The sequence below is a fragment of the Burkholderia sp. BCC0097 genome (genome assembly GCF_902832985.1).
In the GTDB taxonomy this organism is placed as follows: Bacteria; Pseudomonadota; Gammaproteobacteria; order Burkholderiales; family Burkholderiaceae; genus Burkholderia; species Burkholderia orbicola.
Window position 1 is genome coordinate 155,479 of sequence record NZ_CADFDM010000004.1, and the last position, 16,054, is coordinate 171,532.

The following is a 16,054-nucleotide window of genomic DNA, read 5'->3' on the forward strand; positions in this document are numbered from 1 at the left end:
TCACCGCCTCCCGCAACCACGCAGCCATACCAAACATGACTGAGAGAAACATGAACCAGAATGAATCGCGCCAGGGCGCCACGGAAACGATCGTGCTCGAAAACGACAGTGTCTACGCCGCGCTGTGCAACAAGATCAACCTGAAACCGGTCGCCGAGGCGCGGCCGCTGGAAGTATTCCGCGACAACGATGCGTTGTCGGAGGCATCGGCCGATGAACGCGTCGCACGCGGCATGGACGCGCTGCTCAACCTGATCGCGAAGGAAAGCAAGCCGGTCGACCGGCTCGACAAGTCACTGCTCGATTTCTACATCGGGCAGCTTGACCGGCAGATCGGCCGCCAGCTCGACGCGGTCATGCACGCGCCGGATTTCCAGGCGCTCGAAGGGCGGTGGCGCGGCCTGAAGATGCTCGTATCGCGCACGGACTTCCGCAAGAACGCCCGCATCGAGGTGCTGGATGTATCGAAGGAGGCGCTGCAGCGCGACTTCGAGGATTCGCCGGAACTGATCCAGAGCGGCCTGTATCGCCTCACGTACATCGAGGAATACGACACGCCGGGCGGCCAGCCGATCAGCGCGTTGATCAGCGATTTCGAATTCGCGAACTCGCCGATGGATGTCGCGCTGCTGCGCAATATTTCGAAGGTCGCGGCTGCCGCGCACATGCCGTTCATCGGCTCGGTGGGCGCGGCATTCTTCGGCAAGCATTCGATGGAAGAAGTGGCGTCGATCCAGGACATCGGCAACTACTTCGATCGTGCCGAGTACATCAAATGGAAAAGCTTCCGCGACACCGACGATGCGCGTTACGTCGGCCTGACGATGCCACGCGTGCTCGGCCGCCTGCCGTACGGCAAGGATACGACGCCGGTGCGTGCGTTCAACTACGAAGAGGCGGTGAAGGGCCCGGACCACGACAAGTATCTGTGGGTCAACGCGTCGTTCGCGTTCGCAGCCAACATGGTACGCAGCTTCGTGAGCAATGGCTGGTGCGTGCAGATTCGCGGCCCGCAGGCGGGCGGCAAGGTGGAAGACCTGCCGGTTCACCTGTATGACCTCGGCACCGGCGTGCAGCCGAAGATTCCGACCGAAGTGCTGATTCCGGAAACGCGCGAGTTCGAGTTCGCGAATCTCGGCTTCATTCCGTTGTCGTTCTACAAGAACCACGATTTCGCGTGCTTCTTCTCGGCCAGCTCGACGCAAAAACCGGCGTTGTACGAGACGAAGGAGGCGACGGCCAACAGCCGCATCAACGCGCGCTTGCCGTACATCTTCCTGCTGTCGCGCATCGCGCACTACCTGAAGCTGATTCAGCGCGAGAACATCGGCACGACCAAGGACCGGCGTCTGCTCGAACTCGAGCTGAACAACTGGATCAAGGGGCTCGTGACCGAGATGAAGGACCCGGGCGACGAGCTGCAGGCGTCGCACCCGCTGCGCGAGGCGAAGGTGACGGTCGAGGACATCGAGGACAACCCGGGTTTCTTCCGTATCAAGCTCTTCATCATCCCGCACTTCCAGGTCGAGGGCATGGACATCGGCCTGTCGCTCGTGTCGCAGATGCCCAAGGCCAAGGGCTGATCCGCCGTTTCATGCATGACCCGCCGGGACGCTGATGGCTGCCCCGGCGGCGGCGTTGTGTTCGTGCACCTGAGAGAAACTCCATGTCGATGATACTGCCGTCGCAGGCTTATGAATTGAAGCTGGCGCCTCATCCGGCGCCGACGTCCGTGCTGCGGTTTACGGGCCGGGACGCCGTGAGCGAGTTGTACCGCTACGACATCGAATTCACGAGCCCGATGGCGTGTATCCCGATGGATCAGGTGATCGGCCGCCCCGCCAAGTTCATCGTCGCGCCGGTCGATCCGGACCTCGACTATCTGCGCAGGATGTTTGGCGAGAACGCCGGCCAGTTCAGCACGATGTCGCCGGCTTATACGATCCACGGCGTCATCACGCAGTTCGACGAGTTCGGCAGTTCGGCTGATCAGACGCACTATCGCGTGCGGCTCGAGCCGAAGCTCGCCGACTTGAATCGGGGTGTGACGAGCCGGCTGTTCCAGAAGCAGTCCGCCGAGGAGATCGTGACCGACACGCTGCGTCATTACGGCTACCGGGCCGGCGTCGATTTCCTGTTTCAGTTGCGCGGCGAATACAAGCGGCGCGAGTACGTCACCCAGTATCACGAGACGACATTCGCCTTTATTCAGCGCCTTTGCGCGGAAGAAGGAATCTGGTTCCGTTGGGAGCAGAAGAAGGATCACGCGGCGATCGTGTTTGGCGATGATCTGGATGCCTACGCACGCAAGCAACGTACAGTGTCGTACCGGAGAGATTCGGGGCTCGAAAGTTCCGGTGTGGACGCGATCAAGACGCTCGAGAAGCGGACTCGGCGTGTACCTGAAGCTGTTTGTCTGCACGACTACAACCATCGGCAGGCCGGGGTGTCACTGCTCATCGAGGAAAACGCCGCGCGCGACGACATGACGACGAGCGGCGTCGATTACCGCTGGGGCGAGCATTACGAGACGCCGGAAGAAGGTAAGGGCGTGGCCCGCCGGCGTCACGAGGCGCATCTCGCCGCGCAGATCACGTTCAAGGGCACGGGTAATCCGTTCTGGCTCGAAGCCGGTGAGGTCATGCGGATCGAGCCGAACCCGGCCGACGCGAAGCATGGGATCTTCATCACGGCGGTTCAGTCGCAGGGCGGTCGCGATCAGTCGTATTGGATGACGTTCGAGGGGATTCCGTCCGATCGTGTGTGGCGCACGTCCATCGATGCGATCAAGCGACCGGCGATCGACGGGATTCTGCCCGCGCGCATTACCTCTCCCGGGGATTACAAGTACGCATATCTGACCGAACAGGGCTGGTATGTGATCAAGCTGCCGTTCGATCTCGATGAGTGGAGCCCGGGTGGGACGAGCCGGCCGGTGCGGTTCGCGAAGCCGTATAGCGGTGACGACTATGGGCATCATTTTCCGCTGATCGACGGGGCGGAGGTGGCTGTTGTTTTCACGCAAGGTCATCCGGATCGGCCTGTGATCATCGGGGCGATGCATGACAGTCTGCATCCGGATCTCGTCAACAGTCGGAACCATACCCGGAACCTGATCCGTACCGCCGCGCGGAATGAAATGCGGATGGAGGATAAGGAGGGTGTCGAGCACGTTCATCTTGCGACGCCGTTTCAGGCCAGTGAGCTGAACCTCGGCCATATGGTCGATGAAAACGGAAAGGAGCGCGGCAGGGGCGCCGAGCTTCGTACCGACGAACACGTTGCGGTGCGGGGAGGAAAGGGCGTTTTCATCTCTGCCGACATGCAGTCGGTGCCGAATGGCCGACAGCTCGACATGCGACCGGCCCTGGGACTGCTAGAGCTTGCGCTGCAGCGGATGCAGTCGCTTGCCGATGCGGCACAAGCTGCTGAAGCGGTCGCCGCGGACTATTCGCAGCAGAAGATCCTGCTGGACGAGACCTTGACCGAGCTGAAGCAGGCCGGGGTGCTGATCAGCGCCCCGGCGGGTGTCGGGATCGTATCGGATGACCATCTGCAACTCGCAGCCAGCAAGAACCTGATCGCGACCGCTGGGGGGAATGCCGACATCGGCGTTGTCAAACGATTCACCGTGGCCGCCGGCGAAACCATCTCGATGTTCGCTGCAAAACTCGGCATCAAGTTATTTGCCGCGAAGGGTAAGGTCGCCATTCAGGCGCAAACCGATGAAATGGCGTTGGCGGCATTGAAGGACGTGACTATCACCAGTTCGGAGGGGCGGCTCGTCCTGTCCGCGGCGAAGGAAGTGTGGATTGGCGCGGGCGGATCGTATATCAAGATCGATGCGAATCGCATCGAAAACGGTACGCCGGGAGACATTCTCGAGAAGTGCGCGTCGTGGAACAAGCCTGGCGCGGCCGCGGCGCAGATCAGTCCGGCGCTGCCGAACAGTTTGCCGGCAGAACGTTTGATGCTGAACTTGGGCGCCTCGCCTTCGGCCATGGCGGCCATTCCGCAAGACATCCCATACAAGCTGTATGCGCAAGGCGCCCTTGTCGCTCAAGGCGTTACGGATTCGACCGGGCGAATCGCCGTCGATCATCGCCCCGGCACGCAATCGTATCGGGTCGAATTCGCCAATGGCGTGGCCTATCAAATCCCGGTGAGCGAGGAGTTCCGCGGCGATGCAACCAACGGACAGTTGGCCAACCAGGGTTTCCATTTCTTCGAGCAAGGGCCTGACGGCGACGGCGCTGATCGCGCAGCCCATCGTCGGCATTACTACAGCCTGATGAATCCCGAAAGTGACGCTGAAAGCACGGGGACCCCGTCATGAACCAATCCGTAACCATCACCGTACCGATCGCACGATCGTGTGGCAATACGGCGACGCTGACGTTGCCTTATCACGTGCAAGGCGCGGAATACGACCCGAAGCATGCGACGCACTACCCGCTCGTCAACGGCGAGGAGGCCTTCGGTGCCGTCTACGATGCGATTGCCGCGGCACAACATAGCGTCGACATTGTCTGTTGGGGATTCCAGCCGTCAATGTATTTCAAGCGCGGGGCATCGGGCCAAGGCTCGCTTTCGATCGGAGAGTTGCTGCTCGAAAGAGCACGGCACAAGGTAAAGATTCGGTTGCTGGTGTGGGGCGATAAAACCCACGTCGCACAATTTATTGAAAACATGATGCCCGGCGGTCGTTTTTCGCACAAACCGGATAATCGGAACTCGGCGCAGAGGGAGTTCGATCTGTGGTGGTATTGGCAGGTCAAGCTCGATAAGAAAAACAAAATTGGAACCGAAATGACGGGAGCCGACTTGTTTCCGTTTCCGACGAATTACCTGGTAAAGAGTATGGAGGGTGCCGCCAAGCGTGCCCAGTTGCCGTCCCGTGATCCAGAATTTCGCAATATCGAATTCGCAACCCGTGATTTCAGCATGATCGAGCGCACCGAAATCGCATGGCGCACGCTGACGGATAGTCAGTACAACGAGCGCAGCACCAAGGCGAAAATTCAGAATGGCGCAATGATGGGTGGGTGGCCCTCACACCATCAAAAAATGGTGCTGATCGATTACGAATATCCGGAACTGGCGACCGGATTCGTGATGGGCCACAACACGCTCGATGAATACTGGGATACCAGCCGGCATAGCTACGTGCGTATGCACTCGAAAATGGGGCGCAACGGCTTCTTGCCGCGACAGGATATTTCAGCTCGCGTAACAGGACAAATCTTGGTCGATTTGAACAAGAATTTCTGTCAGGCATGGGATGCTACGACGGGGCAGCAACTGGAAAAGCAACGGGCTTCGGCGAAAGCTCCCTTACCCCGCAGCAGCAAAGACGATCTGCCAGTGATGGCGCAGATCCTGCGCACTCAGCCCCAGGTCGGTAAAGGTGGCGTTAAAGATATTGAACGACTGTACCTGCAGGTCGTCAACAATACGACCAATTTCATTTATATCGAAAATCAGTATTTCCGGTTTCCGCCGCTCGCCGAAAAGCTGACAAAACTAGTGAAATCGTGCCAGGCTGGCGGACGCAAGACTCCGCTTTACCTATTCGTCGTGACCAATTCGAGCGACGACGGGATTGGCCCCGGTACAGTGAGTACCTATCACATGCTCAACGCGCTGGGGCGGGCGGATGTCATGCCCGGCGTGGCGCAACTAGAGCGTGCCGACGACTTGAAGAAACCGTACAAGGAAGCGCTCGAGGCAAAGAAGAAGGCCGATGCGGCATACGAACGCGCGAAGCGCGTGCCTGTCGATCCGTTTTCGAGTTCGGCGCAGTATGCGGTGAACAATCTAATCGCGACGCAACTGGATGCCACTGAGGCGGCCCAGCGTGTGAACGACTTGAAAGTCCAGATGGGAAAGGCCAGGACCGAGGCGCCGGAGAAGCTCAACATTCCGGGTCTCAAGGTGCATATCTGCACGCTCGTGCCGCCGGATACGCCGAAAGGGAAGCCCTGGGACGAAGTGTATATCCACTCCAAGCTGATGATCATCGATGACGTGTTCGTCACGCACGGTTCGGCGAACGTGAACCTGCGCAGCATGGAGGTGGATAGCGAGCTGAATATTTGTCACGAGTCCATGCGGGTCACGCAGCCGCTGCGCGAGAAGCTGTGGAAGATTCATGCTGGCGATGATGGGATAGGGTCGAAGGACAAGAATGGAAGGCTGAATGCGGAGAGTGCTTTTAAGGGCTGGGGTGACATAATTTCGAAAAATCAAGAGCTAAGAAGTGGAGGGGATGCGCCGCGTGCATCGTTGGTCGAGTTTTATCGAGACGACCCAAGCCGTTCCTATCTGGATTAACGAATGCGCATCCTCATTTCAATCTGTCTGGCCATTGCCAGTTTATCCGCCTGCTCGAAGGAGAGCGCTTTGCCTGGATCATCTGATCTTGCCAATGTACGCGCCAACCTGGCGTTCACCTGCACCCACGAAGCGGATCGGCTGCCTGCTCTGGACCCGGACGCGGAGGCGTTGTTCCGCTACGGCCGCTATCTGCAAACGCGCGATGGCCCGAAGAACTTCGATGAGGTGGCACGCTACTTCCGGATCGCTGCGGCGCATGGTCATTACAAGGCGAACCACAACGTGCAGCAACTGGTGTCGCAGGGGCTTGCCAGTTCTCCGAACGCGGCGAACGAGGCGGTCGAATGGGCAAGCCAACTGGTTAATCAGGGGATTCCGACGGGCTACTACGACATCGGCTACTACCTGAAGTCCGGGTATGGACTGAAGCAGAACACGGAACTAGCACTGAAGTACATCCGGAAGGCGGCCGACCTGGGTAATCCCGACGCCCAGTATTACGTCGCCAAATTATTGGCGCCTCACGACAAGGCGCCCGATATCGCTCGACAGATGCGCCAGTGTGCCGCTGATCAAGGGCACGGCCGCGCTGCTTACGAGTTAGCGATTCACCTATCGTATATAGGGAGGTCCCACGACGCAGTGCTAGCGTATCAGAAGGGGGTGGCGGCAGGGGTCAGTGGGACAGCCATGAATCTTGAGCGCGCGTTCCTTGCGCCTGAATCGGTAGATAAGCGATTCGCGCTCGACGTGCCAGAAGATCCTGAGCGCTCGCGTCGCTATCAGCTGATCGGTGAGTTTCTGGACAACAACACACTGGCCAACCCGAAAGTGCCGGACGTTGATCAGATCGTCCCGCTGCCGCCAGCGAAGCTTCCGCCGTGGGACGGCACCTTCGAGTGGGAAAAGCAACGTGCTCAGGTGCCGCCCAAGCCGTCGGAAGAACTGATCGACCGATTGGCAAAGGAAAAGCACCTGGATCCCGCAACCGGGTGGCCACTATCGGCCGACGCTCAAACTTCGCAGACAGTGGCCCCGGGGGATGTTGTCGCTCGACTGCCGCTGGGCTCGACGGCACGAACCGGTATGCGCTGCCCCGAAGGCGGGGTCTGGTGTGCGCAGCTTCGGCCGGGTCTTCAGGCCGAGACGACCCGGACTTTCGAGAAGGGCGACGTGTTGCCGATGATTGACTTCTACGAGCCGCGTGCACTGGCTTGGCTCGACCGGGTATTGGGCGAGCGTCGCTTGACGACGGAGGTCGTGTGGAAACTGGTTGCTTACGAGGACAAGGCGTGATCGCGCTCATTCGGTACGGGCACGCCGCTAACAAGATGCTGCTCGGGTTACTGCTACTCGCTGGGCTAAGCGCGTGCTCGAAGGCGGATTCCTCGTTGATGCGGCCCGAGCTTGCCGATGTGCGGGCCAATCTGGCGTTCACTTGTAGCCACGAAGCAGACCGGCTGCCGGCCATCGATCCGGATGCGGAGGCGTTGTTTCGCTACGGTCGCTACCTGCAAACGCGCGACGGTCCGAAGAACTTTGACGAGGTCGCGCGCTATTTCCGGATCGCCGCCGCGCATGGCCATTACAAGGCAAATCACAACGCGCAGCAATTAGTGTCGCAGGGGCTGTCCAGTTCCCCGAATGCGGCGCACGAGGCACTCGAGTGGGCAAGCCAACTGGTTAATCAGGGGGTGCCGATGGGTTACTACGACATCGGCTACTACCTGAAGTCCGGGTATGGATTGAAGCAGAACCAGGAACTGGCGCTGAAGTACATCCGGAAGGCGGCCGACCTCGGCAATCCCGATGCCCAGTATTACGTCGCCGGATTACTGGCGCCTCATGACCGAGCGCCGGATATCGCGCGACAGATGCGCCGGTGTGCGGCCGATCAAGGACATGGGCGTGCAGCTTACGAGTTGGCAATTAATCTCGCGGGCCGCGGCGATTCCCATGGCGCGCTGCTCTCCTATCAAAAAGGGGTGGCCGCAGGGGGCAGTGGGGCCGCCATGAGTCTTGAGGAAGCCTTCCGTGCGCCCGAATCAGTAGATAAGCGATTCGCGCTCGAGGTGCCCAAAGATCCCGAGCGCTCGCGCCGCTATCAGCTGATCGGTGAGTTTCTGGACAACAACACACTGGCGAACCCGAAAGTGCCGGACGTTGACCAGATCGTGCCGCTGCCACCGGCAAAGCTTCCGCCCTGGGACGGCACCTTCGAATGGGAAAAGCAACGTGCTCAGGTACCGCCCAAGCCATCAGAAGAACTGATCGACCGATTGGCCAAGGAAAAGCACCTGGATCCAGCAACCGGTTGGCCGTTATCGGCCGACGCTCAGACTTCGCAGACAGCAGCGCCGAGTGATGTTGTCGCTCGACTGCCGCTAGGCCCCACGGCGCGAACCGGGATGCGCTGCCCCGAAGGCGGGGTGTGGTGTGCGCAGCTTCGGCCGGGTCTTCAGGCCGAGACGACCCGGACTTTCGAGAAGGGCGAGGTGTTGCCGATGATTGACTTCTACGAGCCGCGTGCGCTGGCCTGGCTCGATCGCGTGATGGGCGAGCGTCGCTTGACGACGGAGGTCGTGTGGAAACTGGTTGCCTACGAGGACACGGCGTAATGACGCGAGATCGATTTGGTTGCGCAATGGACGAGCGCTGATCACCCTGCGTGGGCTGGCAAGCTTCTCCACACATTCGAATTCGAACACCTTCCCGCTTTCGCCGCGCATGTCGGTTTGCATGTCGGTCTCGCGATTCCTGCCGCGCGAGCGCGCCGAGTGTCGCGTGGACCACCGGAATGCAGCGGCGCTTCGCGCGTTTCTCTCACTTAAGGAATACTCAAGTCATGATCGATCTCATTCGTCTTGGCGATGCCACCGACCACGGTGGAGCCGTCATTACGGCGTCAACGTCGATGTGCTTCGACGGCAGGTACGTGGCGCGCAAAGGTGACGAGGTGACGTGCCCGAAGCACGATATCCGTCCCAATCTCATTATCGAAGGCGACGAGACCATGCTGGATGACGGCGTACCGGTCGCGCGACATGGCTATCGCGCGATGTGCGGATGCCGGCTGCTTTCGAGCCTGGTGTGAAAGAACAATCATGCCAGTAGAGCTTCCGGAACTCGACCCACCCGGTGCGGAACCGAAAGCGCCGCACCCAATCGTGTGGATGATTCTGTTTGTTGTGGTGATGGTTGTCGGCGTAGCGATGGCCCTGTTGACGTGGCCGAACGGTGAACCTACCGATACCGTGTGGTTTTGGGTGCGTTTGCTTGGACTGCCTGCGTTGACGTGGTGCGCGATGTTTGGGCTGCGGCTGCACTACTACGACCAGGCGCGCCAGCGACGTCAAGCCGAACGCGAAGTACGCGCCGTCGATCGGGAGAAAAGGCTGCGGTTCGCACGCGAGCCGCTCGCAGTCCTGGACTATGCGTATGTGACCGCGCCGGGCCGTGCGGATGTCGCTCGCCAGATAGCGGGGAGCGAGCTTGCGTTAAGCGCCCGGACAACCCTCGCAGGTATTGATGCAATCCGCCACACCGCATTGGAACTGACTGAAGACCCGGAAGCGCCCGGACGCTATCGGACATGTTTCAACGCGTTGCTGGACAAATTGTCGGATGCGGTGACGGCCGTACCGAACGAGGTACCGCTCATTGTCCGTTTGCAACTGCCTGATGATGTCGATCGGAAGGATCTTCTCCAGACGTGGCAATCGTGTTGGGCTGCCAAGAACGCTCGGCCTGTGTCAGCTGAACTGCTGGGTGTTGAGCAGGGCGCAATGTTTCTTGATGAATGGCTGGATATCTGCGGCGGTCCTGCTCTCGAGCGCGCGACGTTATTGGTTTCCGTGCAACTGCACGACGAGCCGACACCGTCGAGCGCCGAAGCCGCGGTCGGCATGCTGCTTGCGTGGGCGCCGCTTGCTGAACGATATGGTCTGGAGACGCGCGCGTTGCTTCATCGACCGGTCGAAACCGGCGCGTCAGGTCCGGACACCGCCCTGTCCAACGCATTGCTGTGGGGGGAAACGACTGCGAACGAGATTAGCGATCTGTGGCAGGCAGGATTGTCCACTACGGACAAGCGGGCGTTGCTTCAAGCCGCGTCGGATATGAAGTTTGGCATTTCGCAAACAGCCGGACTGTCGGGTGTGCACGACGTCGATCTGGCAATCGGCCATCCCGGCGTGTGCGGGGGATGGCTCGACATTGCATTCGGGATTGAACATGCGGTGCACACCGGCACGCCTCAACTCATGGCGTGGCATGAGCAGACGCTGCGGTTCGCGGTCGCCCGTGTTCCCCGCACAAACTAGATGGTGTATCACACATGATCGTTCGCAAGATTCTGGGTTACTGGATTCTCGTACCAGCCGTCACCGCGTTCCTGGCGATTCTGGCGTACTTCAAGGGAGGCGATATTCATCCGTCGCCTTGGTTCCGTGTCTGCGTCGTCATTGCGAGCGGCTTTGTTCTTCTGGCGCTACATCCCCTTGTGATCGGTGCCTGGGGGGTGGTCGCTCGGCACACTTCCAGCCGATCGGCGAGCAGGTACGACCGCGATCCGATGGCACGGGTTGGTGCGCCGCAGAATAAGGATGTGGTAGATCTCAATGCATACCGTGGTGCGACTCTTTGCGAGGCGCTGCGCAACCGGCATGGCCGGCGCTGGCGTTATCGCGCGCGATGGGTTCTGATTGCCGGCGACGTCCCGCTCGTCAAGCGCCTGGCGCCGGGACTCGTCGACGCCGGGTATCTGATTGTTGGCGGTGCGGTCCTGCTCTACGCAAAGCAATTTCGCGATACCCTCGATACCGCATGGCTCGACGAGATCCGCCGCCTGCGCCCTCGTCGTCCGGTCGATGCAATCGTGGCAGTCACACGTAACTGCAGTTCCGTCGATACCCCATTCGACACCGACAATCTGTCGCAACGGCTCGCACGCCACGCGCGTGCGCTCCGCTGGGCCGCGCCGGCCTATCTGCTCAATGTGACGGATTTCGGCAGCGAAGCGTCGAGTCCCGACGAGGCGATCGGCTTCACCTGGGCCAACGCGCGCGTCAGCTCGGATGCGATCGACGCGTCGCTGCAAGACCTGACTGACAATCTGGCGGATGCCGGTGTCGTGCGCCTCACGAAGGATGCAGGCGACCGCTACCCAGCTGAGCTGTCGCAGCACATTTCGAATCTCGGAAGTGCGCTATCTGGTCTGGTGCGACAAACCTCCCAATCACGCATCTGGCGGCACGCGGTCCACGGCCTTCTGTTCGCACCGCTATTCAAGGAACAAGAACTCGCACCGCCGCAGGCACCGGCCAGCGCGAACGATGAAGGCTCGCCCGTCGACCCGCCACACCGCACGATCTGGCAAACCGTCGCCGAGCACAGTCGCAAGGTCCACGGCCGCCGCGTGGGCTTCTCGTTGTCGACCGCGGCCGCGTGGCTAACAACCGGCCTGATCGGCTGCTGGATCGCCGGCACGATGCTGTCCGGCTTCGTCAACCGCGCAACGATCCAGCGCACCGCGGACACGATCGCTAATCTCTCCACGATTCAGGACCGCACACAGGCGTTGCAAGCCCTGAACACGTTGGGCCAACAGATCGACACGCTCGAAGTCCATCAGCGCGAAGGCGCGCCATGGACGTCGCGATTCGGCCTGAATCGCGACAGCGCACTCCTCGACGCGTTGTGGCCGAGCTACGCCGGCGCGGCTAACCGCATCCTCATCGCCCCGATTCGCCAGAAGCTCGAAGCGCGCCTGCAACAGCTCGCATCGCTGTCCGACGCTCAGATTGCCGACGGCGGCGACGCGCAGACCCAGGCCGCCTACGACACGCTCAAGGCCTACCTGATGCTTGCGAAGCCGGAGCGCGCCGTGGCTGCTTTTCTGACGCCCCAGCTTGCCGCGACAGCCGTGCCTGCACGTCCGTCCAACTCATCCTTGTCGCCGGGCGCCTGGGAAGACCTGCGTCTGCACGCTATCGCGTTCTTCGCCAACCATCTCGGCCGCGCTCCCGCATCCAATGCATCCCCGTTCGCAATCACGCCGGACGGCAACCTGATTGCATCAGCCCGCCAAACGGTGATCGGTGTGCGGGGCATCCAGAATTCGACGGACGCGCTCTACCAGCAGATCGTCGACGAAGCGGCGCCGAAATATCCGCCGGTTTCTCTCGCGACGCTGCTCGGTGACACGACCAGCCGAGGCCTGTTCAATACGACCGCGACCATCCCCGGCGTTTTCACGCGTTCGGCATGGGAGGAGCGCATCTCGAAGGCCATCGACGACGCAAGCGCGAAGCGCGACGTGTCCGGCGACTGGGTGTTGCGCCCTGAAGGAAACGCCGTTGGGGCAACCGACAACAAGGACAGCCGCCACCCTCCGCCGACATTGAAAGCCGAACTGCGCCAGCGCTACTTCGACGACTACGCGCGCGCATGGGCGCTGTTCCTCAACAGCTTGCGCTGGCAATCCGCGCCAACGCTGTCGGCCACGGCCGACCAGTTGACGCTCTTGGGCGACTCGCAACGCTCGCCGCTCGTCGCGCTGACGAACGCGATCGTCTACCAGGCGGGCACCGGCGCGAGCGCGCAGTCACTCTCCGAGAGCCTGATCAACAAGGCGCAACAACTGGTCGGCACCGATGAAAAGGACCCGTCGAAGCAGGCTCAACCGCAGCTTGCGCCGCTTGCCGCGGCTTTCGGCCCGATCCTGCGCCTGACCGGCAGCGATCTGGTGTCCGGCGCACCGGCCAACGATAAGGCCGCCACGCAACTGGCCGCGACCGGCGACCTCAGTCTCGCACGCTACCTCGAGCGGGTCACGGCGATGCGCCTGAAGGCATCGCAGATCGTCTCCGGCGCCGATCCGGACGCGATTGCTCGGCTGGCCGCTCAGTCGGTCCTGCAGGGCAAGACGTCCGATATTTCGGACAGCCGCGACTATGCGAGCCGCGTAGCCGCGAGCCTGGGCGAACAGTGGGCCGGCTTCGGTGCGCTGTTTCGTGCGCCGTTCGATCAGGCGTGGCAAGTCGTCGTGCAGCCGGCCGCGGCGAGCCTGAACGAAATCTGGCGGACGGCAATCCTGGCCGACTGGAACAAGTCGTTCGGTGGCCGATATCCGTTCTCGGACGCCGACAACGACGCGTCGCTGCCCGAGATGGCGCGCTTCATGCGGCCCGACCATGGCGTGATCGCGCAGTTCGTTGCCACGCAGCTTGCCGGCGTGATCGAGCGGCAGGGCGATCGGTGGGTCGTCGCGCAAGGCGCCGACCAGGGTGCGCTCACGATCGATCCGGTCTTCCTGAGCAGCTTGAACAAGCTCACGCGGATTTCGACCGTGCTGTTCCCGTCCGGAGACGCGCGTGTCCGGTACGAACTTCAGGCCGTACCGACGCCGGGCGTCACCGGCATGAAGTTCGTGCTGTCCGGGCGCGAACTGCGCTACTTCAACCAGAAGCAGGAATGGGTGCCGTTCGAGTGGCCGGGCCAGTCGCTCGAGAACCTGTCGCACATCGAATGGCAGACCGAGCAGGGCGGATTGCGCACGGCGCTCGACTCGCAGGGGCGCTTCAGCCTGATCCGGCTGCTGGAGCGTGCGAAGATCGCGCAGCAGGACAACGCGCGTTACTTGCTGACCTGGATGCCGGACACGAGCCAGGGCATTCCGCTGAAGGTGCAATTGCGCAGCGAGGCGGGCGCCGGGCCGCTCGACGTACTCCAGTTGCGCAACTTTGCGCTGCCGGCACGGATATTCGTGACCGGGGCGGCGGGTACCGGGCCGAGGCTGTCGACAGCCAGTCCGCCGCCGTTGCCGGCTGCGGCGATCGCCGCGGCAAAGCATGCCGCCGTGCCGTTGCCGCCGGGGTTTCCGGGGGCGATGTCGTGGCAGGACGCACCAATGCCGGCGGCGCCGGAACCGGCGCCCGCGTCTCGTCGAACCGCTACTGCGGAAGCGGCCCGAGCCGACGCGCAGCCGGCTACGTCCGGGATGAAGTCGCCCAAGGCCAATCCGGGGATGACGGTGTCGTCGCTGGCGACGACTTCGATGCCCTCGGACGCCTCCCCCAAACCGTTCGGACATGCCCTCCGTTTGCTGGGCGACGCATTTGCGTTTTGAGACCTGCCATGACGCTTGCCAATTTTGTTAAGACACTCATCGGCGGTCCACGCATCGATTTGCTGCATGAAGCGCGCCGGCATACCTGGGCGGCATGGCTGGTGCCGATACCGGGGGAGCACGCGTATGGCCGCGATCCCGGCTACGAGGATGCATTCTTCGAACTGAAGGACGAAGCGACCAAGCTGTCGGGCATCGATGACGGGCTGATTACCCGTGCGTGCGAACAGCTTCTCAAGGAAACCGGAAAGGATCTGCGTCTGGTCGGTTACTACGCGTTTGCGCGGCTGCGTCAGGATGGTCCGGCCGGGTTCGCCGATGGACTCGAGCTGGCCGCTTCGCTGGTCGACCGGTTCGGCGAGACTCTGCTACCCGCGCGGGCCGAGGCAAAGCGTGCGGCGCTGGAAATGCTGTCGACCGCGCGAATGATCGAAACGCTGGACAGCCGCGGCGACTTTGCGCCCGCGGATCTCGAGCGCGCGATTGCGGCGCTCGAGGTACTCGTCACCCGCACCGGTACGTGGTCCGACGCCGCCCGCCCGAACCTGCATCCGCTTGTTGCCCGCTTCGGGAACAAGGATGAACCGGTTCGCAACGTGAGCCCGGATTTGGCGATGCCACAGACGCCTGCTTCGACAAGCGTATCGAGCGGATCGATCGCATCGGCGCGCGACCTGCTCGATCATGCCCGGGCGATGTCGGCATGGCTGCGCGATCAGGAAAACGGCTATTTGCCGTCGGTGCGTATCGCGCGCAGCGTTCGGTGGGACACCTTGCACGACGTGCCGCCGTCGGATACCGCGTCGCACACGCGTCTGACGCCGCCACGCGCCGAGTTGCGCCAGCAGTTGAAGCGGCTGGTGCTGCAGAAGCAGTGGCACGAACTGCTCGAACGCGTCGAAGGGGCGTTCATGGAAGGCGTGAATCACCTGTGGTTCGACCTGCAGTACTTCCAGCACGTCGCGCTCGATCACGTTGGCGCGCCTTACCACGCGTGGAGCGAAGTGCTGCGCACGGATTTTGCGTTGTTCCTCGCGCGATTGCCGGGCATCGAGCGGATTTCGTTCAGCGACGGCACGCCATTCTCCGACGACACGACGCTCGAGTGGATCGCCCGGCACGCGGTCGTGCGCGACCTCGAAGCGGGCGAGACCGTTGCGCCGCTGCCGGTGTCGGCGGATAGCGAAGGCGATGCGGGCGACTGGCCCGAGATCGAGGCGCAGGCGCGCGAGCTGGTCGCGCGCGACGGTGTCGAGGCCGCGTTCGCATGGCTCGATGCGCTGCCCGGCATGAAGACCGAGCGTCACCGCTTCTTGCAGCGGCTCGTGATGGCGCGCCTGGCCGATCATGCCGGTCGACCCGATACGGCCCTCGCGTTGCTGGTCGAGCTCGACACGTCGTCACGCTCGCTGCCGGTGATGCGCTGGGAGCCCGCGCTGGCGTTCGAGGTCAAGCAGCAACTCGTCCGAGCGTTGAAAGCGACGAGCAACCGCAAGGATGCCGACAAACCGACGCTCGCGCGCCGCATCGGCGAACTGCAGGCGGAACTTACCGTGCTCGACCCGGCTCGAGCGCTGACTCTTTCGTAAC

Annotated in this window: 9 protein-coding genes; all 9 read left to right on the forward strand. The window is 61.9% G+C overall.

The annotated features are described in order from the left end of the window. The first annotated feature begins 50 nt into the window (after positions 1-50). The 9 genes from tssC (at position 51) to tssA (ending at position 16,053) form a co-directional block, all read left to right on the forward strand. Positions 51-1,583, forward strand: coding sequence for a type VI secretion system contractile sheath large subunit (tssC, locus tag HWX07_RS14510; protein WP_175876678.1), 1,533 nt, complete (start codon positions 51-53; stop codon positions 1,581-1,583). Between the two features lie 83 nt (positions 1,584-1,666). Further along, positions 1,667-4,336 carry a type VI secretion system Vgr family protein gene (gene vgrG / locus HWX07_RS14515; protein WP_175876679.1) on the forward strand — a complete coding sequence of 890 codons (2,670 nt, stop codon included), beginning with the start codon at positions 1,667-1,669 and terminating at the stop codon, positions 4,334-4,336. Then, entirely contained in the window at positions 4,333-6,333 is a 2,001-nt protein-coding gene (locus HWX07_RS14520) for a phospholipase D-like domain-containing protein (protein WP_175876680.1), read from the forward strand. Before vgrG ends, HWX07_RS14520 begins: the two co-directional genes overlap by 4 nt. A 3-nt stretch (positions 6,334-6,336) precedes the next feature. Further along, on the forward strand, positions 6,337-7,632 hold the full coding sequence (locus HWX07_RS14525; RefSeq protein ID WP_175876681.1) for a DUF6396 domain-containing protein: 1,296 nt from the start codon (positions 6,337-6,339) through the stop codon (positions 7,630-7,632). After that, positions 7,629-8,954, forward strand: a complete 1,326-nt coding sequence (locus HWX07_RS14530) for a DUF6396 domain-containing protein (protein ID WP_347879188.1) — start codon at positions 7,629-7,631, stop codon at positions 8,952-8,954. The genes HWX07_RS14525 and HWX07_RS14530 overlap by 4 nt, the downstream gene beginning before the upstream one ends. Before the next feature lie 227 nt (positions 8,955-9,181). Continuing rightward, positions 9,182-9,430 carry a PAAR domain-containing protein gene (locus HWX07_RS14535; RefSeq protein ID WP_175876683.1) on the forward strand — a complete coding sequence of 83 codons (249 nt, stop codon included), beginning with the start codon at positions 9,182-9,184 and terminating at the stop codon, positions 9,428-9,430. Positions 9,431-9,440: 10 nt separating this feature from the next. Then, positions 9,441-10,658 (forward strand): hypothetical protein, encoded by a 1,218-nt coding sequence (locus HWX07_RS14540; protein ID WP_244129986.1) that lies wholly within the window; start codon positions 9,441-9,443, stop codon positions 10,656-10,658. A gap of 14 nt (positions 10,659-10,672) precedes the next feature. After that, positions 10,673-14,464 (forward strand): ImcF-related family protein, encoded by a 3,792-nt coding sequence (locus HWX07_RS14545; protein ID WP_175876684.1) that lies wholly within the window; start codon positions 10,673-10,675, stop codon positions 14,462-14,464. Between the two features lie 8 nt (positions 14,465-14,472). Continuing rightward, a complete protein-coding gene (gene tssA / locus HWX07_RS14550; protein ID WP_175876685.1) occupies positions 14,473-16,053 on the forward strand; it encodes a type VI secretion system protein TssA in 1,581 nt (526 codons plus the stop codon). Position 16,054 lies beyond the last annotated feature (1 nt).

Coding starts and splice junctions, on each gene's coding strand:
- vgrG (WP_175876679.1), top strand. CDS start 1,667: ATGTCGATGATACTGCCGTCGCAGGCTTATGAATTGAAGCTGGCGCCT.
- HWX07_RS14520 (WP_175876680.1), top strand. CDS start 4,333: ATGAACCAATCCGTAACCATCACCGTACCGATCGCACGATCGTGTGGC.
- HWX07_RS14540 (WP_244129986.1), top strand. CDS start 9,441: ATGCCAGTAGAGCTTCCGGAACTCGACCCACCCGGTGCGGAACCGAAA.
- HWX07_RS14525 (WP_175876681.1), top strand. CDS start 6,337: ATGCGCATCCTCATTTCAATCTGTCTGGCCATTGCCAGTTTATCCGCC.
- HWX07_RS14545 (WP_175876684.1), top strand. CDS start 10,673: ATGATCGTTCGCAAGATTCTGGGTTACTGGATTCTCGTACCAGCCGTC.
- tssA (WP_175876685.1), top strand. CDS start 14,473: ATGACGCTTGCCAATTTTGTTAAGACACTCATCGGCGGTCCACGCATC.
- tssC (WP_175876678.1), top strand. CDS start 51: ATGAACCAGAATGAATCGCGCCAGGGCGCCACGGAAACGATCGTGCTC.
- HWX07_RS14535 (WP_175876683.1), top strand. CDS start 9,182: ATGATCGATCTCATTCGTCTTGGCGATGCCACCGACCACGGTGGAGCC.